This is a genomic window from Bradyrhizobium sp. UFLA06-06 (assembly GCF_054820065.1).
The window spans coordinates 263,789-285,339 of the sequence record NZ_JADFUD010000001.1 but is presented as its reverse complement, the minus strand read 5'-3'; the positions used below and the strand labels follow the sequence as shown (position 1 = coordinate 285,339).

Annotated in this window: 22 protein-coding genes; 9 read left to right on the top strand and 13 right to left on the bottom strand. The window is 65.2% G+C overall.

Annotation, left to right across the window (positions count from 1 at the left end; all coding sequences use genetic code 11):
- Positions 1-19 precede the first annotated feature (19 nt).
- Together cobO and IF803_RS01235 are read left to right on the top strand one after the other, a co-directional pair.
- Positions 20-673: a cob(I)yrinic acid a,c-diamide adenosyltransferase gene (cobO, locus tag IF803_RS01240; protein ID WP_461190997.1), complete on the top strand. Its 654-nt coding sequence runs from the start codon at positions 20-22 to the stop codon at positions 671-673.
- Positions 674-684: 11 nt separating this feature from the next.
- On the top strand, positions 685-2,133 hold the full coding sequence (locus tag IF803_RS01235; protein ID WP_461190996.1) for a cobyric acid synthase: 1,449 nt from the start codon (positions 685-687) through the stop codon (positions 2,131-2,133).
- Between the two features lie 181 nt (positions 2,134-2,314).
- Here the strand turns inward: IF803_RS01235 and cobD are convergent, their stop codons facing one another.
- Positions 2,315-3,280: a threonine-phosphate decarboxylase CobD gene (gene cobD / locus IF803_RS01230; RefSeq protein ID WP_461190995.1), complete on the bottom strand. Its 966-nt coding sequence runs from the start codon at positions 3,278-3,280 to the stop codon at positions 2,315-2,317.
- Positions 3,281-3,291: 11 nt separating this feature from the next.
- A complete protein-coding gene (gene cbiB / locus IF803_RS01225; RefSeq protein ID WP_028345176.1) occupies positions 3,292-4,233 on the bottom strand; it encodes an adenosylcobinamide-phosphate synthase CbiB in 942 nt (313 codons plus the stop codon).
- Positions 4,234-4,382: 149 nt separating this feature from the next.
- Between cbiB and cobU the strand changes: the two genes are divergently transcribed.
- Genes cobU through IF803_RS01200 form a run of 5 tightly spaced genes read left to right on the top strand, consistent with a single transcriptional unit; the run spans position 4,383 to position 6,836 of the window.
- Positions 4,383-4,886 (top strand): bifunctional adenosylcobinamide kinase/adenosylcobinamide-phosphate guanylyltransferase, encoded by a 504-nt coding sequence (gene cobU, locus IF803_RS01220; protein ID WP_028345177.1) that lies wholly within the window; start codon positions 4,383-4,385, stop codon positions 4,884-4,886.
- Positions 4,887-4,918: 32 nt separating this feature from the next.
- Complete coding sequence (bluB, locus tag IF803_RS01215; RefSeq protein WP_461191062.1) at positions 4,919-5,551, top strand: 5,6-dimethylbenzimidazole synthase; 633 nt, start codon at positions 4,919-4,921, stop codon at positions 5,549-5,551.
- Positions 5,529-5,873 (top strand): hypothetical protein, encoded by a 345-nt coding sequence (locus IF803_RS01210; RefSeq protein WP_461190994.1) that lies wholly within the window; start codon positions 5,529-5,531, stop codon positions 5,871-5,873. Before bluB ends, IF803_RS01210 begins: the two co-directional genes overlap by 23 nt.
- Positions 5,870-6,079, top strand: coding sequence for a CbtB domain-containing protein (locus IF803_RS01205; RefSeq protein WP_038376083.1), 210 nt, complete (start codon positions 5,870-5,872; stop codon positions 6,077-6,079). Before IF803_RS01210 ends, IF803_RS01205 begins: the two co-directional genes overlap by 4 nt.
- Positions 6,080-6,089: 10 nt before the next feature.
- Positions 6,090-6,836: a CbtA family protein gene (locus IF803_RS01200; RefSeq protein WP_461190993.1), complete on the top strand. Its 747-nt coding sequence runs from the start codon at positions 6,090-6,092 to the stop codon at positions 6,834-6,836.
- On the opposite strand, the gene IF803_RS01195 is transcribed toward IF803_RS01200, so the two are convergent.
- Positions 6,819-7,646 (bottom strand): dienelactone hydrolase family protein, encoded by an 828-nt coding sequence (locus IF803_RS01195; protein WP_461190992.1) that lies wholly within the window; start codon positions 7,644-7,646, stop codon positions 6,819-6,821. The two genes, IF803_RS01200 and IF803_RS01195, sit on opposite strands and share 18 nt — an antisense overlap.
- A gap of 104 nt (positions 7,647-7,750) precedes the next feature.
- Between IF803_RS01195 and IF803_RS01190 the strand changes: the two genes are divergently transcribed.
- Positions 7,751-8,674 carry a GlxA family transcriptional regulator gene (locus tag IF803_RS01190; protein ID WP_461190991.1) on the top strand — a complete coding sequence of 308 codons (924 nt, stop codon included), beginning with the start codon at positions 7,751-7,753 and terminating at the stop codon, positions 8,672-8,674.
- Between the two features lie 35 nt (positions 8,675-8,709).
- On the opposite strand, the gene IF803_RS01185 is transcribed toward IF803_RS01190, so the two are convergent.
- Entirely contained in the window at positions 8,710-9,405 is a 696-nt protein-coding gene (locus tag IF803_RS01185; RefSeq protein ID WP_461191061.1) for a DUF4336 domain-containing protein, read from the bottom strand.
- A 223-nt stretch (positions 9,406-9,628) separates the two neighbouring features.
- Here IF803_RS01185 and IF803_RS01180 point away from each other — a divergent pair, with 223 nt between their 5' ends.
- Positions 9,629-10,996: a glycosyltransferase family 87 protein gene (locus IF803_RS01180; RefSeq protein ID WP_461190990.1), complete on the top strand. Its 1,368-nt coding sequence runs from the start codon at positions 9,629-9,631 to the stop codon at positions 10,994-10,996.
- Positions 10,997-11,252: 256 nt separating this feature from the next.
- On the opposite strand, the gene IF803_RS01175 is transcribed toward IF803_RS01180, so the two are convergent.
- The 9 genes from IF803_RS01175 to fba form a co-directional block, all read right to left on the bottom strand.
- Positions 11,253-12,086 carry an inositol monophosphatase family protein gene (locus IF803_RS01175; protein WP_461190989.1) on the bottom strand — a complete coding sequence of 278 codons (834 nt, stop codon included), beginning with the start codon at positions 12,084-12,086 and terminating at the stop codon, positions 11,253-11,255.
- A 57-nt stretch (positions 12,087-12,143) separates the two neighbouring features.
- Positions 12,144-13,334: a multiple monosaccharide ABC transporter permease gene (gene mmsB / locus IF803_RS01170; protein WP_461190988.1), complete on the bottom strand. Its 1,191-nt coding sequence runs from the start codon at positions 13,332-13,334 to the stop codon at positions 12,144-12,146.
- Complete coding sequence (gene mmsA / locus IF803_RS01165) at positions 13,331-14,911, bottom strand: multiple monosaccharide ABC transporter ATP-binding protein (protein ID WP_461190987.1); 1,581 nt, start codon at positions 14,909-14,911, stop codon at positions 13,331-13,333. Before mmsA ends, mmsB begins: the two co-directional genes overlap by 4 nt.
- A gap of 168 nt (positions 14,912-15,079) precedes the next feature.
- A complete protein-coding gene (gene chvE, locus IF803_RS01160; RefSeq protein ID WP_304499524.1) occupies positions 15,080-16,153 on the bottom strand; it encodes a multiple monosaccharide ABC transporter substrate-binding protein in 1,074 nt (357 codons plus the stop codon).
- A 613-nt stretch (positions 16,154-16,766) separates the two neighbouring features.
- Positions 16,767-17,483, bottom strand: coding sequence for an HAD-IA family hydrolase (locus tag IF803_RS01155; RefSeq protein WP_461190986.1), 717 nt, complete (start codon positions 17,481-17,483; stop codon positions 16,767-16,769).
- Positions 17,480-18,421 carry a CbbX protein gene (cbbX, locus tag IF803_RS01150; protein WP_461190985.1) on the bottom strand — a complete coding sequence of 314 codons (942 nt, stop codon included), beginning with the start codon at positions 18,419-18,421 and terminating at the stop codon, positions 17,480-17,482. Before cbbX ends, IF803_RS01155 begins: the two co-directional genes overlap by 4 nt.
- A 109-nt stretch (positions 18,422-18,530) precedes the next feature.
- Entirely contained in the window at positions 18,531-18,956 is a 426-nt protein-coding gene (locus IF803_RS01145; protein ID WP_028345191.1) for a ribulose bisphosphate carboxylase small subunit, read from the bottom strand.
- Positions 18,957-18,968: 12 nt separating this feature from the next.
- Positions 18,969-20,426, bottom strand: a complete 1,458-nt coding sequence (locus tag IF803_RS01140) for a form I ribulose bisphosphate carboxylase large subunit (protein WP_035634399.1) — start codon at positions 20,424-20,426, stop codon at positions 18,969-18,971.
- 36 nt (positions 20,427-20,462) lie between these two features.
- Positions 20,463-21,545: a class II fructose-bisphosphate aldolase gene (gene fba / locus IF803_RS01135; RefSeq protein ID WP_016845644.1), complete on the bottom strand. Its 1,083-nt coding sequence runs from the start codon at positions 21,543-21,545 to the stop codon at positions 20,463-20,465.
- Between the last annotated feature and the right edge of the window lie 6 nt (positions 21,546-21,551).

Here is a 21,551-nt window from a genome sequence, read left to right as displayed (position 1 = left end):
GTCAAGCCGAAGGAACGTGATGACTTCTGATGGAAACGACGCTGAAGACGCCGCCGTCGGCACCGATTCTTCGCTGGACGCGCGCCATGCGGACAAGATGGCGAAAAAGAAGGCCGCCCGCGACCGCATCATGGCGACCAAGAGCGGCGAAAAGGGCCTGATCATCGTTCATACCGGCGCCGGCAAAGGAAAATCATCCTCCGCGTTCGGTATGATCGTGCGCTGTGTGGCGCACGGCTTCCCCTGCGCCGTGGTGCAGTTCATCAAGGGCGCCTGGGATACCGGCGAGCGCCGCCTGCTCACCGGGCATTTCGGCGATCTCTGTCAATTCCACGCGATGGGCGAAGGCTTTACCTGGGAGACGCAGGATCGCACCCGCGACATCGCGGCAGCGCAAGCGGGCTGGGAAAAGGCCAAGCAGCTGATCGCAGACCCGAGCCTGCGCATGGTCGTGCTCGACGAGATCAACATCGCGCTACGCTACGATTACCTCGCGATCGCCGATGTCGTCGACTTCCTGACAACGTCGAAGCCGCCGATGACCCATGTCGTGCTCACCGGGCGCAATGCCAAGGAGGAATTGATCGAGATTGCCGATCTCGTCACCGAGATGACGCTGGTGAAGCATCCGTTCCGCTCCGGCATCAAGGCCCAGCCAGGCGTCGAGTTCTGACAGACAGCACCATGGCGCGCGCATTGATGATCCAGGGAGCCGGCTCGGACGTGGGCAAGTCGCTCATCGTCGCCGGCCTCGCACGCGCCGCCCGACGGCGCGGCCTGCGCGTGCTGCCGTTCAAGCCGCAGAACATGTCGAACAACGCCGCCGTGACCGTCGACGGCGGCGAGATCGGCCGCGCGCAGGCGTTGCAGGCGCTCGCCGCCGGCGTCGAGCCGCACACCGACATGAACCCGGTGCTACTCAAGCCCGAGACCGATGTCGGCGCCCAGATCATCGTGCACGGTAAACGGATCGCCACCGCACGCGCGCGCGAATATGCCGGCATGAAGTCGTCGCTGATGGGCGCGGTGCTGGAGAGTTTTGCGCGCCTGAAGGCGCGCGCCGATCTGGTGCTGGTCGAGGGCGCCGGCAGCCCCGCCGAGGTCAACTTACGCAAGGCCGATATCGCCAATATGGGTTTTGCTCGCAAAGCCGACGTGCCGGTGGTGCTGGTCGGCGACATCGACCGCGGCGGCGTGATCGCGCAGCTGGTCGGCATCATGACCGTGATCGATCCTGATGATGCCGCGATGATCCAGGGCTTCGTCATCAACAAATTCCGCGGCGATCCGACATTGTTCGATGACGGGTACCGGCTGATCGAAGAGCGCACGGCGTGGCGCGGCTTTGGCGTGCTGCCCTGGTTCGTCCGCGCCGGCGAGCTTCCGGCCGAAGATGCGCTCGGGCTCGGCGAGGCGCGCAAGCCCGGTCAGTGCAAGATCGCCTTCCTCGCCCTGTCGCGGATCGCCAATTTCGACGACCTCGATCCGCTGAAGCTCGAGCCCGGCGTCGATCTCGTGATGGTACGTCCGGGCGAAGCCATCCCGGGTGACGCGAAGCTCGTTATCCTGCCCGGCTCGAAATCGACCCGCGGCGACCTCGCCTTCCTGCGCGCGCAGGGCTGGGACATCGATCTCCTCGCGCATCATCGCCGCGGCGGCCATGTCCTCGGCCTGTGCGGCGGCTACCAGATGCTCGGACAGAGCGTCGCCGATCCTGAAGGGATCGAGGGGCCCGCCGGCGAAACCCGCGGCCTCGGGCTGCTCGATGTCACGACCACGATGACCGAACAGAAGACGCTGACGCGCGTCAGTGCGGTGCATGAAGCGACCCATCAACCGATCAACGCCTATGAAATCCATATCGGGCGCACCGACGGGCCGGATCGCGCGCGACCATTTGCGTTGCTTGATGGTGCAGCTGATGGTGCCGTTTCCAGCGATGGGCGCGTTCACGGCAGCTATCTGCACGGCCTGTTCGCCTCGGACGAATTTCGCAAGGCTTTCCTCACGCAACTCGACATCGCGGCGGCTGATCAGCCCTACGGCGCCAGGGTCGAGAGCGCGCTCGACGCGCTTGCCGAGCACATCGAGACCCATCTCGATGTCAAAGGCCTGCTCGCGCTGGCGCGTTAGCGCGTGATGATTCCTTTTCACCTCGCCCCGCGTGCGGGGAGAGGTCGGAACGCATCGCTAGATGCGTTCCGGGTGAGGGGGAGCCTCCGCAACCGCAGCTGTCGCCGAATATGCGGATGCGGCCCCTCACCCCAGCCCTCTCCCCGTAAGAACGGGGAGAGGGAGCGCAGCGCCGTCGCAATCAGCGCGACAACACGGAGGAAAGGCGCGACCATTCCGCCTCGCCGCCCGGCAAGCCGAGCCGCAACCATCCCGGCTTTTGCCGGAAGACCCGCGACCAGATCTGGCCGCGGGCAAGCTTCGCCTGCGCGGCCAGCGCATCGCCGACCTCATAAAGCCGGAACAGCGGCGTGCCGCCGAGCAGCGTCCAGCCCTGCGATCGCGCTGCCGCGTCGAGCCTGACGCAGTCGTCCGCGAGCCGCGCGGCTGTCGCCTCTGCCCAGTCGCGATCGAGCAACGCGCGCCGTCCGATCGCAATCGCGGCACCCGAAACCGGCCATGGGCCCGCCATCGCGGCAAGCGCGGCGATATCAGCCTCGCTGCCGACAGCGAAGCCGAGCCGCAAGCCGGCAAGTCCGTAAAACTTTCCGAAGGAGCGCAGGATCAGGAGCCCGGCGCGTCCTGCTTCCGGTGCAAGGGACAGGTCAGGAACGGCGTCCGCAAAACTCTCGTCGATGACGAGCCGGCCAACGCGCGGCAGCAGTGCCAGCAATTCCTGCCGATCATGGCGCCGTCCATCGGGATTGTTCGGATTGACGACGATCGCAATGTCCGCTCCCGCGAGCGCGGTGAGATCGGACACCTCGGCGACGTCCCAGCCGGCGGCCGACAACACCGCGGCATACTCATTGTAGGTCGGCGCCAGGATCCGCGCCCGCCCCTTGAGCGCCAGATGCGGCAGCAACTGAATGGCGGCCTGCGCACCACCCATCGCCACCATCGGCGCGTCGGTGGCATAGGCTTGCCGCGCGGCGTCGTGGAGCGATTCAAGATCGGATCGCGACGGCAACGCGCTCCAGTGCCGCGGCTCGACATCGACCAGGGGATACGGCGCCCGATTGATCCCGGTCGACAGGTCGATCCAGTCGTCCGCGGCGCCGCCGAAGCGCTGCTGGGCGACATCAAGATTCCCGCCGTGCTCACGCATGCGCCGCTCCTTCACGCCAGCGCCAGGGCGACGAACGCCGCAGCCAACAGCACCATGGCGTAGCGATAGAGCTTCAGCCCGGTGAGGACGTCAGCGGCAGCCGGATCGCGCGCCCCCTCGTTCAGCCACGGCTCATCGGCGATGTGACCGTGATAGATGCGGGGACCGCTGAGCCGGACGCCGAGCGCGCCGGCCATCGCGGCTTCCGGCCAGCCGGCATTCGGCGAGCGATGGCGATGCGCATCGCGCAACATGCATGACCACGCCTGCGAACGGTTCGGCGCGAGCAGCACGAACAGAAGCCCGGTCAGCCGTGCAGGAACGAGATTGGCGAGATCGTCGATCCGGGCGGCTGCCCAGCCAAAGGCTTCGTGCCGCTCGGTGCGGTGGCCGATCATCGAGTCCAGCGTGTTGATCGCCTTATAGCCAAGGATCCCCGGCAGGCCGAACAGCGCGCCCCACAACACTGGCGCCACGATGCCGTCGGATGCATTCTCGGCAAGGCTCTCGATGGTGGCGCGCGCGATGCCGGAATCGTCGAGCGTAGCCGGATCACGCCCGACAATCTGCGCGACCGCCAAACGTGCGGCCGTGATGTCGCCGGATGCCAAAGGATTTGCCACCGCGGCGACATGGTCATGCAGCGAGCGCACGGCAACCAGCGGCCATGCCAGGACACCAACAAGGACAACGCGAACCCATCCGGATGCGAGCACGAACTGAACGGCCCAACCGAGCGCCACCACCAGCGCGATCACCGAGATCGCGGCCGCGACGCCAGCCAAACGCCGAAACGCCGGCGGATCGGAGGCGCGGTTCCAGGCGCTATCGACAAGATGGATCAGCCGGCCGAGCCATGTCACGGGATGGCCGATGCGGGCAAACAGCCACTCCGGCCAGCCGATCAGGGCATCGACCGCCATCGCCACCGCCATCGCTCCCGCAAAACCCACGATAACCCTCTCCTCGCCGCGGTCCCCCTGATGCGCAAGACATCGGCCGAGCGCAAGCCCTCCGTGACGGATTTCGGCTTTGTCTTTCTCCGCGATTGGTGGTTAGAGCGTTTGTGAACGACGTGCGTACCGGTCGCACAGGAGATGATATGGCCGTTATTCTGATCACGGGGGGAGCCCGGTCCGGCAAAAGCCGGCGCGCCGAACTTCGTGCGCGCAACTTTGCGGGGCAACCGGTCTATATCGCGACCGCCGAAGCGCTCGACGCGGAAATGGATGAGCGGATCGCCAAACATCGCGCGCGGCGCGGCAACGACTGGATCGAGCGCGAGGTGCCGCTTGATCTCGTTGAAGTGCTGTCCGAGACCGATGGCGGCGGCGCGAGGCTGGTCGATTGCCTGACGCTCTGGTTATCCAATCTGCTGCATGCCGGGCGCGACTGGTCGCAGGAAGTGACGCGTCTGGCGGATGCGCTGTCGCGCCAGCACGGCCCGGTCATCCTGGTCACCAACGAGGTCGGTCTCGGCATCGTGCCGGACAACGCATTGGCGCGGACTTTCCGCGACGCCGCAGGAATCATGAACCAGACTATCGCCGGCATCGCGGACGAGGTCGAGTTCGTCGTTGCGGGCCTGCCGATGAAGCTTAAATGAAGTCCGTGATCGATCCTGCCAAAGGCCTCGCGATGGTCTCATTCGACGATACGTTTCGCCGCCAACTGCACGAGCTGTTCGTGTGGCGGCGGGACGTGCGGCGGTTCCGGGCCGATCCGCTGCCGGATAACACGATCGAGCGGCTGATCGAGATCGCCTGCCTGTCGCCTTCGGTCGGCCTGAGCCAGCCCTGGCGGTTCGTCATTGTCGACGACGAGGCACGACGCCGCGCTGTCATCGACGACTTCAAGGCCTGCAACGCCGATGCGCTGGGGTCCTATTCGGGCGAGCGCGCCGCAAAATATGCCGCGTTGAAATTGTCAGGCCTCGAGGAGGCGCCGGGCCATCTCGCCGTGTTCGCCGACAAGGCCGACCGGATCGGCGCCGGTCTCGGCCGCGCGACGATGCCGGAGACGTCAGAATATTCCGTGGTGGCCGCGATCTGCTCGATGTGGCTTGCCGCGCGCGCCGAAGGCATCGGGATCGGCTGGGTGTCGATCCTCAATCCGGAACGCATTCATGGCGTTCTGGAAATCCCGGACTCCTGGAAATTTATCGGCTATCTCTGCATCGGTTACCCCCAGACCGAATGCGACCGTCCGGAGCTCGAACAGGCCAAGTGGGAATCGCGGCGAGGTCCGGATGAATTCACCATCCGACGCTGACCCAGCCCCTGCCGGCGATGGCACCTCGAGCTATGACGCGCACTGGCGCGCCGACATCGCCTCGCTGGTCTTTCCCGTGCCGGAGCACAACGCGATCTGCGCGGTGCATCGGGGCGCCTTTCGCACGCTGCTCGGCACCGATCCGACGGCGGACGCATGTCTCGCCCTTTTCAGGCGGTTTGAACAAGCCTTCAAGGCAGCCGCGCGCGCCAAGATCGAGCGCAAGCGCATCCCCCTTGGAACAAATTTGCATCTTACCAGTCGCGACATCACCCGAAAGCTGCTAGAAGCCGATCAAATCGAATGTGGAGAACGACCATGAGCCAGTCCCAGACCGCGCAAACCCAGGTTACTCAAGCTCAGGTCACGCTGCCGATCGCTACCCGACAGGTCGGACGGCTTGCGCAATCGTTGATGGCCATGACGCTCGGCCTGTTCATCGTCGGCGTCGTCGGCTTCTCGCACATCGACGTGATCCACAACGCCGCGCATGACGTGCGCCATTCCAACGCCTTCCCCTGCCACTGATCCCCTTTGCATGAGCACGTTTCGCTCGATCGTCTTCTCGTCGGTCATTGCCGGATTCATCGTCGGCCTGATCGTCACCGCGGTCCAGCAGTTCGGCACCGTTCCCCTGATCCTCAGGGCCGAGGTCTATGAGAAGGCGGCCGCGCACAAGCACGAGGCCTCGGCGACACCGCAGGCGATCCTCGTGCATGATCATGCGGATCATGATCATGGCGCGGAGGCCTGGGAGCCGCGCGACGGTTTGGAGCGCAACGTCTATACCGCGGGGGCAAACATCCTGACCGCGATCGGCTTTGCGCTTCTGCTCTGCGGCTTCCTCGCGGTGCGCAGCGGCGCGACCGGCGAGCCGATCTCGTGGCATGAAGGCTTGATGTGGGGCCTTGCGGGCTTTGCCGTCTTCACCATCGCTCCGGGCCTCGGACTGCCGCCTGAATTGCCAGGCGTTCCCACCGCTCCATTGCTCTCACGCCAGATCTGGTGGGTGACGGCGGTGCTGGCGACCGCAGCCGGCCTCGGGCTGATCGTGTTCCGGCGCTCGATGCCGGCCGCCATCGCCGGCGTGGTCCTGATCATGCTGCCGCATCTGATCGGCGCGCCCGAACTGGAGCATGTCGAGACCAACGTGCCTTCGTCCCTGTCGCATCAGTTCGTGGTCGCAGTCACGCTGACCAGTCTGGTGTTCTGGTCCCTGCTGGGCAGCCTGACGAGCGCCGCATTCGGCTATTTCGATCGGCCGGGCTCATCCGCTCACGGGTGACAGCCGCTGCCTGAAAAACGCCAGGATCTCATCGCGAGCCGCGATGGTCGGCTGACCCGCCTCGTCGATCAGATGCACCGTCACGACGCTGTGCGGTGTCGTGACGAAATTCCGGAAGAACGGCGGCACATCGCGGTTCGCCGCGCTGTCGGGAAGCACCCGCCCGATGAATCGGTCGCCGAGCGCCTCGCGATAGGCCGCAAAGCGCTGCGCCATGCAGAACTTGTCACCCTCAAAGCGATAGGCCAGCACGGTCAGGTCTTCGCGCTCCAGCCGCTCGCGCACCGCCTTGACTTGCTCCGGCGCGATCTCGATGCCCGCCGGATCATTCAATGGCAATGACGGCTGCGAAAGCACCGGCGCCAGCATCGACGGTTCCAGCATCATGGCGAGCGCGAAATTGCCGGTAAAGCACATCCCGATGGCCCCGACACCGGGACCGCCGCATTCGCCATGGGCAAATCGCGCCAGCGCGCGCAGCCATTGCGTCACGGGACTGGACTGGTTTGCGGCCATCGCACGAAACTCCGCGCTGACGCAGGCGCGCTGAAACACCGCGGCGCCCTCCTCCGCGCTCGCGACGGCGCCGTCACGGCCGAACAGCGACGGCATATAGACGGTGAATCCGGCATCGCGAACCCAGCGGGCGAAGCGCGCCACATGCGGACTGATGCCCGGCATCTCCGCCATCACGATCACCGCAGGACCTTCGCCGCCAACATGGACGGTCTTGCCGGCCCCATCGAGGGTAATCTGGCGGCGCTCGAAATCCTCGAGCGGGTCGTCCTGGGTCATCGGCCGGTTCGGCATCGGCGGTCCTCCTGATCGAGATCGGCAGCGTCTGGGCGTCAGAGTTGCGATTTTCCGGCCGAGCAGCTAGTGTCAAAAATGACATTGATCGCGGATTTTATGACATGACCAAGGTCGCGGTTGTCGAGATCGACGGCTGCCTCGCGTCGGCGGCCGCCATCACCCACGACGTGCTGGCCATTGCCAACCGGATCAGCACGACGAAGCGCGCGCGCTTCGAGGTGACGACGCTGCGTTATGGGCCGAGGCGGCACGCCGGCCGATTGCGCGGCGCCGACCTCGTCATCGTTCCCGGGCTCGGCTCGGCATCGGCCGGCGAACTGGAGCGGAAGCTGGCGACACCGGCATGTCGGCACGCCCGCGACATGCTGGTCACGGCGTTCGCGAACGGCGCGATGCTCGCCGCGTCCTGCGCCAGCAGTTTCCTGCTGGCGGAGACCGGCCTGCTCGACGGCAAGCGCGCGACCACGACATGGTGGTTCGCGCCGCTGTTTCGGCAACGCTATCCGAATGTCAAGCTGATGACCGAGCGGATGGTGGTCGCCGACTGGCCGATCGCAACCGCCGGCGCGGCGATGGCGCAGATGGACCTGATGCTTGCGGTGGTCACGCGTTTCGGCAGCCCGGCGCTCGCCAAGGGCTGCGCCAATTACCTGCTGCTTGGCGAGCGGCATTCGCAGGCGCCCTTCATGGCGATCAATTATCTTGCCAGCCAGGACCCCAAGGTCGCCAGGGCCGAGAAATGGGTGCGCAGCAACATCGCGCGCGACTTCACGATCGGGGACGTCGCCGCCGCGGTGGCGCTGGCGCCGCGGACGTTTGCCAGACGGCTCGAGTCGATCTGCGGCGTGTCGCCCATTCAATTCGTGCAACGCATCAGGATCGAGACGGCGCGGTCGCTGCTCGAGACCACGCGCCTGTCGGTCGAAGAGATCGCGGGCAAGGTTGGATATTCCGAGCCATCGACCCTCCGCCGGCTGATCCGGCGCGAAACGCGGCATTCGCCGCGGCATTTCCGCTCAGGCTGACGATCCGCAACGACGCCGCATCCGCGATGAAATCATCACGCCGAGAGCCACGCGAAGGCGCGGCGCAGAAATGCCGGCGCATCCTTTTCGACTGGCGTTCCGTGGGCCATCAGCACCTTTTCGGCGGGCCACGCCAGAATCCTTTGCAGGGCCGCACGCGCGGCGCGGCGGCCCGTGAAGGCTACGCGGAACTTGCGCGGCACTGACGGCTCCGGCCCGACCATCAGGTCGAGTTTCGCGATCGTCGCCCGCCAGCCGGAGACCAGGTCGGGAGGGATCTGCTGCAGCAAGTCGGTGAACAGCACGGTGCCGCTTTCGACATGGAAGAACACCACCTCCGTGGTGATCAGGTTGCCGCGCATCACCACCTGATCGATCTGGCCGGCCCAGTCGAGGCTCGGCGCGTCCGCGAGATCGGCATCGAAGCCGAGGTCACGGCGCCGCTTGCGCAGGCCCGGCGGGGCGTGGAGCACAGCGGCCGGACAGGCCTGCTTCCACTCGGCGAGGAACAGATGGTGCAGCGAGTTGGGGGCCACGATGTGCCTGACCTGACCGAGCGCCGCCACGCCGGCCTGCAATTCCTCCGTCCACCGGACCGGCGACCAGATGAAAAGGCTGCCGTCGGATAGCCTGACGACCGCCATCCGGGTCGGATAGTGAAACCCGGCGACCGCAAGGTTCGGTCCCCCGGCAATCCAGATGTCGTGGCCGAACTGCTGCAATACCGCCATTCGCGATAAACCTTGACCGTCGGGCGCCGCATCCAACGCCGCACGCTCCGCCGGCGTTGCGGGTTCATTTACCATGCCCGGCGTGACAGGCCGCGGACAAGCGGCAATGTCGATTATCGGTTCCGATTGCGCCGCGGCCAATTGCAACGATCGGGTTTACGCAACCTTAGACGATTTGATCCAAATGTTGCGCGTGCACGACGCGATTGGGATGAAGCGGCCGATGTCGCAGAAGTCGGACCTCGAGGGACACAGGCTGGCCTTCGCTGATGACGCCGCGCGCCACCTCGCGGCGAATGACGCGGATCGTGGCACTGTGATGCCGCGCGCAACCGCAGACCGAACCTCGAGTGCGCCCGTAGGCCAGCCGCAGGCGACAATTGCGCATTCACCGCGGTTCGGCGCCGGCGCGCTGGTCTCCGCGCTGCGTGAGGCCGACTGGCTCACGGCTGACCGTGTCACCGCCTTCACCCGCGTATTTCTCGTCTTGTTCATCGGCTGCATCGCGATCATCCCATGGGCTGCACCGACGATGGATGTCGGCCATGATTTCGCGGCGTTCTGGACGGCGGCAAAGCTCGCGCTCGAAGGCCGCGCCGGCGACGCCTATGGCGACGCGGGCCGCGCCGCTGTAGCCGCCGTGCTCGGTCAGAACACCTACGCACCGTTCTTCTACCCGCCGACGTCGCTGCTGTTCTGGCTGCCCTTCGCACTGGTTCCCTTTGCGACGGCCGCCGTCATCTGGATCGTCGCGACCGGTGCCGCCTATGCGGCCGCGGTGAGAGCCATGATCGAGCGGGGCTCCGTCGTTCCCGCGCTCGCCTTTCCCGCCGTATGGGTCTGCGCGCTGTTCGGACAGAATTCGCTGTTCTCGGCGGCCCTGCTCGGCGGATCGGCCGTCACGCTCGACCGCTATCCGGTGATCGCCGGCGCGCTGATCGGGTGCTTCAGCTACAAGCCGCAGATCGCCCTGCTTGCACCGCTGGTGCTGATCCTGGCGCGGCGCTGGCGCGCGCTCGCCGCGGCGGCCGCAACGACGCTCGTGCTTGTGCTGGCCGCCACCGCCATCTTCGGGATCGACCCGTGGATCAAATTTGTTGCCGTTCTGCCGGAGGCAAGCGCCTGGAGCCTCGGCGGCGGACCCGGTTTCGAGAAGTTCGCCAGTCCCTACGCCGCGGTCAGGCTGGCCGGCGCATCCAGCAGCACGGCCTGGCTCGTCCAGGTGACCGCGGCCGTGATCGCGATCGCCGTCCTGATCCTGGTGCTGCGAAAACGGCCCGGCGGCGCTGCCGAGATCGCGCTGATGGTGGCGATGACCGGCCTGTGCGTGCCGTCCCTCGGCAACTACGAGGTCGTGATCCTGGCGATCCCGGGCGCGTGGCTGATTGGGCAGGCGCTCGCGCAGGGCTGGCTGCCCTATGAACGCATCGCCCTTGCTGCGCTTTATTTGACGCCATTCGTCATGGTGCCCGCGGGCGCCAACGGCCTGCAACTGGCACCGATCGCCGCTGCGGCCGTTGCCATCCTTGTCGTGCGCCGCATCAGGCATCTGGCACTGCTGGATGCTCCGGCCGAAATCGCCAAGCACTGATTTGCCTGACGGCGCAAGTCCCACAGCAAAAATATGGCCGCTGACAGCGCAACACACTCAGTGTCGTCGTCCCTGCGAACGCAGGGACCCATAACCACAAATGCCGGTTGTCACGGCGATGTTGGGACGACGAGTCCCACTCACAACACCTGCCGCGGGGGTTCGCAGGGACGACACCGAACAAGCTGTTTGGCAGTTGAATCCGAAAACCAATGTGGCTCATAACCGCCGCAACGCGACGAACCGGCGTCCGCTTCTATCCAGCCGTCATCATGATCGCCTGCTGCGCCGCGTGCCAGCTCGCCTCGTCGGGTGCGCAGAGCAAGCCGCCGGTCAGATTGACCGGCCGGTAGGGTGATCCGTCGAAATGCGCGCTATAGCCGCCGGCCTCGCGATGCAGCAGCCAGCCCGCGGCATGATCCCACGGCATCAGCTTGTTGTAGAACAGCACGTGGCAATGTCCGGACGCCGCCATACGATACTCGTGCGCGGCGCATCTGAGCCAGGCGCTGCCGCCGAGCCTGGAAAGATTGCCGGCGACAATCGTGCGCAGCGGCTCGGGCAGGAAGTTGACGCCGACGATCGCATCCATCTGCTTGACCGGCACGGCGGGAGCCACCTTCAGGTCATGCCGCCGGCCGTCCGGCATCGCGAGCCACGCGCCCTCGCCGCGCAGCGCGAATGCGGTGTCGTTGCTGACCGGATCATGGATCGCGCCGAACACGATCTCGCCGCGCATGGTGGCGGCCACAATGGTGCCGAACAGCGGCAGGCTCGAGGTGAAGTTCCGCGTGCCGTCGATCGGATCGATGATGAAGGCAAGCTCCGCGGTTCCGACCTGATCGAGCGCGGCCGGATCACGCGCGGTGCCCTCCTCGCCGATTACAACCGCATTCGGAAACGCCCGCAGCAGCGCCGCCGATATCGCCTGCTCGGCAAGCTCATCGGCTTCGGTGACGACGTCGAATGCCGATGTCTTGGTGCGGACCTCGATCTCCCGCACGCGGCGGAACCGCGGCATGATCTCGCTGCGGCCGACTTCGGCAAGGATGGATCCGATAGTCAGCGCGTCGGCATGGGACAGTTTCACGCGGCATTCTCCTGCGTTGCGCCGCCATCCTATCGTGGGATTGTGACTGCGTGGCGGTCAGCGACGCTGGTTGTAGACGTCGATGCAGACGGCGCCAAGCAGGACGAGACCCTTGATCACTTGCTGATAATCGATGCCGATGCCGAGGATCGACATGCCGTTGTTCATCACGCCCATGATCATGGCACCGACCACCGCGCCGCCGACCCGGCCGACCCCGCCATAGGCCGACGCACCGCCGATGAAGCAGGCGGCGATCACATCGAGCTCGAAGCCGAGGCCGGCCTTCGGTGTCGCGGTGTTGAGCCGGGCTGCGAACACCAGCCCGGCGAGCGCGGCCAGCACGCCCATGTTGACGAAGGTGAAGAAGGTCAGCCGTTCGGTCTTGACGCCCGACAGTTTCGCCGCCTTGGCATTGCCGCCCACCGCGTAGATCTGCCGCCCGATCACCGTCCGCCGCGTGACGAAGCCATAGAGCGCGATCAGGACGGTCATGATCACGAGCACATTGGGCAGGCCGCGATGCGAGGCGATCAGATAGGTGAAATAGAGCACCGCGCCCGCCAGCGCGATGCTCTTGACGATGAAGAACGCGTAGGGCTCGACGGCGATGCCGTGCGCCTGCTCGCGCGCCCGACTCCTGGCGGTTGCCAGCACCAGGACAAACGCCAGGACGATGCCGATCGCGAGCGACGTCGGATAGAGCGTGCCGGCGCTCGGGAACAGCTCGGGGATGAAGCCCGACGACAGCTTCTGGAAGGTCGGCGGGAACGGCCCGACCGACTGGCCCTGCAGGACAGCGAGCGCGAGGCCCTTGAACACCAGCATGCCCGCCAGCGTCACGATGAAGGACGGAATGCCGAAATAGGCCACCCAATAGCCCTGGGCCGCACCGATCGCGGCGCCGACCAGGAGGCAGGCGACGAAGGCAACCGGGTAGCTGACATGGTAGCGCACCATCAGCACCGCCGCGACGGCGCCGACGAAGCCCGCGACCGAGCCGACCGAAAGATCGATGTGCCCGGTGACGATCACCAGCAGCATGCCGAGCGCCATGATGACGATGTAGCTGTTCTGCAGCACGAGATTGGTGAGGTTGAGCGGCTGCAACAGCGTGCCGTCGGTCACGATCTCGAAGAACAGCATGATCGCGAGCAGCGACAGCAGCATGCCGTAGTTGCGCAGATTGTTCTTGATGAAGCCGGAATGCCTGGGGGTTTCGGGAAGTGATACCGTCTTGTCGGTCATGGTGCCCCTCCTCCGGCGCGTGCCGCCCCTTCGTCGGCGCCGCGTCCGGACATTCTGACATTGCGCATGATGGCGCGCATGATCTTCTCCTGCGTCGCGTCGTGCCCTGCGAACTCGCCGACGAAGGCGCCGTCATTCATCACGCAGATCCGGTCGCAGATGCCGAGCAGCTCGGGCATCTCCGAGGAGATCACCACGACGCCCCTGCCGGCCTCGGCCAGCTCGTTGATGATGGAGTAGATCTCGTATTTCGCTCCGACGTCGATCCCGCGCGTCGGCTCGTCCAGCAACAGCACCCTCGGATCGGTCATCAGCCATTTCGACAGCACGACCTTCTGCTGGTTGCCGCCCGAGAGGTCGCCGGTCGCCTGGTAGACGTCGGAACAGCGGATCCGCATCCGGGTGCGGTAGTCGCTCGCGGCTTTCAGCTCGGCGACATCGTCGATCACGCCGCGCTCCGACACCTGGCGCAGGCTCGCCACCGTCACGTTCTTGCGGACGTCGGCGGCAAGGATCAGCCCAAGCTGCTTGCGGTCTTCCGTGACATAGGCGATGCCGGCATCGATCGCGGCCGGCACGCTGGACAGATCGGCCTCGCGTCCATCGAGGCGGACCTTGCCGGAGACATTGGTGCCCCAGGCGCGGCCGAACAGGCTCATGGCGAACTCGGTACGGCCGGCGCCCATCAGGCCGGCGATGCCGACCACCTCGCCGCGCCGCAGCGTGAAGTCGACGTTCTTGATCACCTGCCGCTCGGGATGCAGCGGGTGATACACCGACCAGTTCTCCACCGTCATCACGGGTTCGCCGATCTCCGCCTTTCGCTCGGGAAAACGATGCGCCAGATCGCGGTCGACCATGCTGCGGATGATGCGGTCCTCCTCGATGCGCTCGGTGCGGCAGTCGATGCTGTCGACGGTGCGGCCGTCGCGCAGCACCGTGATGCGGTCGGCGACGCGCGCAACTTCGTTCAGCTTGTGCGAGATCAGGATCGAGGCGATGCCCTGCTCGCGGAAGGCCAGGAGACGTTCGAGCAAGGCAGCGCTGTCGGCCTCGTTGAGACTTGCGGTCGGCTCGTCGAGGATCAGGAGGCGCACGCGCTTGGACAGTGCCTTGGCGATCTCGACGAGCTGCTGCTTGCCGACGCCGAGGTCGGTGATCAGCGTGTCCGGCGGCTCCCGCAGGCCGACCTGCGCCAACAGTTCGGCGGTCCGCCGTTGCACCGCGTTGCGGTCGATGACGCCGAACCGCGACGGCGGATGCGACAGAAAGATGTTCTCGGCAATCGACATCAGCGGGATCAGCGCCAGCTCCTGATGGATGATGATGATCCCGAGCGCCTCGCTGTCGTTGATGTCGCGGAAGCGCCGCTCCTCGCCGTCGAACACGATCGACCCATCGTAGCTGCCGGCCGGATAGACCCCGCTCAGCACCTTCATCAAGGTCGACTTGCCGGCGCCGTTTTCGCCGACCAGCGCATGGATCTGCCCGGCCTCGACGGTGAAGCTGACGTCGCGCAGCGCCTGCACGCCGGCAAAGCTCTTGCTGACGCCGCGCATCTCAAGCATTGCCGTCATCGGATCAGGTCCCGCAGCGTCGATCGTCCCCGGCGCGGCTCGCCGCCGCTTGCCCGGCGATCCGCCCTAGAGCCTATTCCGTTCCGATTAAATCGGAACGGGGCTCTGGATTCTAGTTTTGACGCGTTTTCCTCACGCGAACCGGTAGCCACTTCGCTCGAAAACGCTCTAGTCGAATTGCGAGCGCTTGTAATAGCCGCTGTCAATCAGGACTTTCTCCCAATTGGTCTTATCCACCACGACCGGCTTGAGGAGATAGGCCGGAACCACCTTGACCCCGTTGTTGTAGGTCTTGTTATCGTTGACGCTGACCTCCTTCTTGCTCAGCACGGCGTCGACCATGTCGGCCGTCACCTTGGCGAGGTCGCGGGTGTCCTTGAAGATGGTCGAATATTGCTCGCCGCGCAGCATCGCCTTGATCGAAGGGACCTCGGCATCCTGCCCGCTGATGTACGGCATCGGCTGGTCCTTGCTGCCGTAGCCGACGCTTTTCAGCGAGGAGATGATGCCGATCGAAAGGCCGTCATAGGGCGACAGCACCGCGTCGACGCGCTTCTTGCCGTAGAACGCACTGAGCAGGTTGTCCATCCGCGCCTGCGCGGTCGCACCGTCCCAGCGCAGCGTCGCAACCTTGTTCATGCCCGTCTGGCCGCTGCCGACCACGAGCTTGCCGCTGTCGATATAGGGCTTCAACACCGACATCGCGCCGTCGTAGAAGAAATACGCATTGTTGTCGTCGGGCGAGCCGCCGAACAGCTCGATGTTGAAGGGGCCCTTGCCCTCCTTGAGCCCGAGCGCGTTCTCGATCGACTGGGCCTGCAGCACACCGACCTGGAAATTGTCGAAGGTCGCGTAATAGTCGACATTGGGGGTGCCGCGGATCAGGCGGTCATAGGCGATCACCGTGATGCCCTGGGCCTTGGCCTGCTTCAGGACATCGGACAAGGTGGTGCCGTCGATGGCGGCAATGACCAGCACCTTGGCACCCTTGGTCACCATGTTCTCGACCTGGGAGAGCTGGTTCGGAATGTCGTCTTCGGCGTATTGCAGGTCGGTGCCGTAGCCGCGCTCCTTCAGCACCTTGACCATGTTGTTGCCGTCGTCGATCCAGCGTGCCGAGGATTTTGTCGGCATCGCGATGCCGATGGTCGGCTTGCTCTGGGCCATGGCGTCGCGATCCGACACCGCCGCGGCAAGGCCGGCCAGCACGAGCGCAAACAAGCTGGTCTTCAATTTGGACATGCTTCACTCCCTCGTTTTTTTGAGTTGGGGTACCGTTGCCGTGGACAGCGTCAATCGACGGCTATCATTCGTGGGCGGACCGCAGGTCTACGGCGGTGTCGGACCGGCGCCGGGACCGTCACGAACCGAAATTGCGGAATGTCGATCGAACCCGTCAACAGCGACAATGCTCACTCCACACGATCGGCCATGTCGATCCTGCAATGCCGGGTTCATCCGCGAGTCACATCGTGGGACGAACAAGGCGCAGGAACGACGTGGAGGATCATGGGGCGCCGGTCTCCCGGAATTGGTTGGCGAGCGCCCGCATCCGCCAGAACTTCTGACGGTGTGGCATTGCTTTTTGCGCCCTTTGATTGATGTTGCTCCCACTGTACGGATGCAAGCACCGACTGGCCATTTATTTAATTGCCAGAAGAAATTGATCGGAGACAGGGAGGATCGTGAGGCGCCATCCGGAATTATCGACAAGCCCCATAGCCCTCCAGGTGGCGCAGCATCACTTTTGGCAACCTTCGGTGGGATTGTGCCCCTACCCTGCTATGGACGCAAGCGTCATTTATTTCACAACCAGAATTAATTTTCCGGAACTGCCAGCCGGCGGCAGCGGCCTTCAGGCATCGATGTCAGAGAGATCGTCGACGACCAGCAGCGCCTCGGCAAAATCGTCGTCGCTGAAATAGGTGCTGCGGGTGATGACGACGGGAATGCCGGCGCCTGCCGCGGCGGCAAGGCCGTTGCCGGAATCCTCGACGGCGACGCAATCTCCCGGCCCGAGCCCGAGCCGCGCCAGAACCTCGACATAGACGTCCGGCGCCGGCTTCTTCCGCGGCACGTCGTCACCGGCAACGATCGCCTCGAACTGATCGGCCCAGTCCAGCCCGAGCGAAACCGAGAGCAGCGCATCGATATTGCCATGCGAGGTGGTCGTTGCGATCGCCAGGCGCTGGCCGCGGCTGCGCGCGCCGGCGAGCCAGGCCCTGACGCCCGGACGCAACGGGCAGCCGCCCGCGGCGATCAGCGCGGCGTAGCGCGCGGTCTTGATCCTGTGCAGGTCGGCGATCCCGGCGAACGTCAGCATTGGGACCGCGTTGCGCTGGTCGAAGGCGCGGATGCGCTCCTTGCCGCCGGCCACCCGAAGCAGCCGCGCGTAAGTGACCTGGTCCCAGAACCAATCGAGGCCGGCTTCGGCAAAGGCTTCATTGAAGGCGCGGCGGTGCACCTCCTCGGTTTCGGCGAGCGTGCCGTCGACATCGAAGATCAAGGCGCGAGCGCTCGCGATGATGTCGCGCATCCCGGCGGACCGGATCACGGCGAGCGCCTCGTTCATTGTCCCTCGCCCGGCGCACCGGCGCCTTTGACGAACACCCGGCTGGCAAGCACGTCGCCGGCCTCGATCGACATCACGTCGTCGGCGGTGAGCGTGCGGTCGAGCTTCGCCACGATCCGGTTGGCCTGGCGCAGCCGGATGCGATCGAGCGCATTGCGGATCGAGCGCGCATTGGAGAACAGCGGCTGTTCCTTGCGGATGCCGATGTACCGGGTGAAGGCCTCGCGTGCTTCCGGGGAGAAACGATAATTCTGCTGCTGCAACATCAGCTCGGCGATCCAGAGCAACTCGCCGTTCGAATAGTCGGGGAAGTCGATGTGATGCGCGATGCGGGAGCGGAAGCCCGGATTGCTCTGGAAGAATTTCTCCATGCGGTCGCCATAGCCGGCCAGGATCACCACCAGATCCTCGCGCTGCTGCTCCATCACCTGCAGCAGGATCTCGATCGCCTCCTGCCCGTAGTCGCGCTCGTTTTCGGGGCGATAGAGGTAATAGGCCTCGTCGATGAACAGCACGCCGCCCATCGCCTTCTTCAATATTTCCTTCGTCTTCGGCGCGGTGTGGCCGATATATTGGCCGACGAGGTCGTCGCGCGTGACGCTGATGACGTGGCCGCGGCGCACGAAGCCGAGCTTGTGCAGGATGCCGGCCATCCGCAGCGCAACCGTGGTCTTGCCGGTGCCGGGATTGCCGGTGAACGACATGTGCAGGGTCGGAAACGTCGTCGCCAGCGCCATCTTCTGCCTGATGCGTTCGACCAGCAGCAGCGATGCGATCTCGCGGATGCGGGTCTTCACCGGCTTCAGGCCGATCAATTCGGAATCGAGCTGGTCGAGCACGTCGCCGATGCCGAGGTCGGCGAATTCATGACGAAGGTCGATGGTCTCGAGCGGGGTCTCGCGGATTTGTTCGCTGATCTGTTCTTGCGCCTGGGTCATGATCCTCTCGCCTGGAAAAGCTCCGTCGCCGCGGCGGCGACGACGGAGAAGTGCATCCGGACCAAGACGGTCGAGGGAGCAACCCGCCTGGTTTGCAAGCCGGACGCGGTCAATGATCGGTGTAGCGTTCGCCTTCAGGGCGGCCCGCTGCATAGGAATGGGTCGCGTAACGCAGATTGCGTCCGGCGGCCTCCTGGCGGTCGAGCCGGAAGCCCGGCTCCTCCTGCGGCCGGTTGACGATGAAGGAGATGCGAACCGACTCCCAACCCGGGCTGGAATCAAAGCCGGAGACCCGGATGTAGCGGTCGCCATAGACCCGCCGGCAGTCGGCGAGTTCCTTCATGATGCCGGCCGCATCGCGCAGGTCGAACATCGGCAGGCCCCACATATCCCAATAGGTGTTGCGGGGATGCGGATCGTCGGTGAACTCGATGTTCACCGCCCAGCCCTTGTCGAGACAATATTGCACCTGTGCGGCGATCTGCTCGTCGGTGAGATCGGGCAGGAACGAGAAGCAGCCTTGGGTAACGCGCATGAGAACCTCCTCTCAGACCGCCATGCTCGGCGTGGGAACGAAATCGGGGGCGTCCGTCGACTCGTAGTTGAAGGTGACGTCCTTCCAGACATCGAGCGCCTCGCGCAGCGGCGTGCAGGTCTGCGCCGCCTTGGCCAGGATCTCCGGCCCTTCGTGGACGTAGTCGCGTCCCTCGTTGCGGGCGAGGATCATGGCCTCCAGCGCGACGCGGTTGGCGGTGGCGCCGGCCTGGATGCCGCGGGGATGGCCGATGGTGCCGCCGCCGAACTGCAGCACGACGTCCTCGCCGAGCAGGTCGAGCAGCTGGTGCATCTGGCCGGCATGAATGCCGCCGGAGGCCACCGGCATCAGCTTGTTGAGGCTCGCCCAGTTCTGGTCGAAGAACACGCCGTGCTCCAGGTGCAGCGGATTGAAGTCCTCGCGGCAGATGTCGTAGTAGCCGCGGGTGGTGTTCGGATCGCCCTCGAGCTTGCCGACCACCGTGCCGGCATGGATGTGATCGACGCCGGCGAGCCGCATCCATTTCGCGATCACGCGGAACGAGACGCCGTGGCTGCGCTGCCGCGTGTAGGTCGAGTGGCCGGCGCGATGCAGATGCAGGATCATGTTGTTCTTGCGCGCCCACTTCGCCATCGACTGGATCGCGGTGTAGCCGATCACAAGATCGATCATGACGATGTTGGAGCCGAGCTCATGGGCGAACTCGGCGCGCTCGTACATGTCCTCCATGGTCGCCGCGGTGACGTTGAGATAGGTGCCCTTGATCTCGCCGGTCGCGGCCTGTGCGCGGTTCACCGCCTCCATGCAGTAGAGGAACCGCTCGCGCCAGTGCATGAAGGGCTGCGAGTTGATGTTCTCGTCGTCCTTGGTGAAGTCGAGCCCGCCTTTCAAGGCTTCATAGACAACGCGGCCATAGTTGCGGCCGGACAGGCCGAGCTTCGGCTTCACAGTGGCGCCGAGCAACGGACGGCCGAACTTGTCGAGCCGCTCGCGCTCCACCACGATGCCGGTCGCCGGGCCCTGGAATGTCTTCACATAGGCGGTCGGCAGCCGCATGTCCTCGAGCCGCAACGCCTTCAGCGGCTTGAAGCCGAACACATTGCCGATGATCGAGGCCGTCAGGTTCGAGATCGAGCCCGGCTCGAACAGGTCGAGGTCGTAGGCGATATAGGCGAAGTAGCTGCCCGGCGAATTCGGCACCGGATCGACGCGATAGCATTTCGCCCGGTATTTCTCCGCGGCCGTCAGCCGATCGGTCCACACCACGGTCCAGGTCGCGGTCGAGGATTCGCCCGCCACCGCCGCGCAGGCTTCGGTCGGATCGACGCCGTCCTGCGGCGTGACGCGGAACAGGGCGATGACGTCGGTGTCCTTGGGCTCGTAGTTCGGCTCCCAATAGCCCATCCGCTTGTATTCCATCACGCCGGACTTGTAGCGATCCTTGCCGCGCACCGTCATCGACTGCTGCATGTTCATCGAAATCTCCTGTGGTTCGTCGCCATTTGCTCAGGCGGCCTGGGTCATCTTTCCAATTTGCGGATCGAGCGCGCCGGCGCGATAGCGACGGGCCATCTCCGGCAGTGCAACCACCTTGATCCTGGCGGCATTGCCGGCCGTGCCGAACTGCTCGAAGCGGTCACGGCAGAGTTCGCGCAGCGCATCCATCGCCGGCTTCAGGAATTTGCGCGGATCGAACTCACTCTTCGACTGGACGGCGACCTTGCGGAAGGCCGCCGCCATCGCCAGGCGGCAATCGGTGTCGATATTGACCTTGCGCACCCCGTGCTTGATGCCGCGGACGATCTCCTCGACCGGGACGCCCCAGGTCTGCGGCATCTCGCCGCCGAACTGGTTGAACATGTCCTGCAGCGGCTGCGGCACCGAGGACGAGCCGTGCATCACCAGATGCGTGTTCGGCAGGCGGCTGTGGATCTCCTCGACCACGCGCATCGCCAGGATCTCGCCGTCGGGCCGCCGCGTGAACTTGTAGGCGCCATGCGAGGTACCCATCGCGATCGCGAGCGCATCGACCTTGGTGGCGCGAACGAAATCGACCGCCTGGTCCGGATCGGTGAGCAGTTGGTCGTGGCTCAGCTTGCCTTCGACGCCGTGACCGTCCTCCTGCTCGCCGCCGCCATGCTCGAGCGAGCCGAGCACGCCGAGCTCGCCTTCGACTGACGCGCCGACCCAGTGCGCCATGTCGACGACCCTGCGGGTGATATCGACGTTGTAGTCGTAGTCGGCTGCCGTCTTGGCGTCGGCCTTGAGCGAGCCGTCCATCATGACGGAGGTGAAGCCGTAGCGGATCGCGGTGGCGCAGGTCGCCTCTTCGTTGCCGTGATCGAGATGCAGGCAGAGCGGAATCTGCGGATGCATCTCCTCGAGCGCGTCGATCATCTTCGCCAGCATGATGTCGTTGGCATAGGACCGCGCGCCGCGCGAGGCCTGGATGATGACAGGCGCATCGCAGGCCGCGGCCGCCTCCATGATGGCGAGGCCCTGCTCCATATTGTTGATGTTGAAGGCCGGCACGCCGTAGCCGCGTTCGGCGGCGTGATCCAGCAACTGTCTCAGGGTTATCCGCGCCATGGTGGC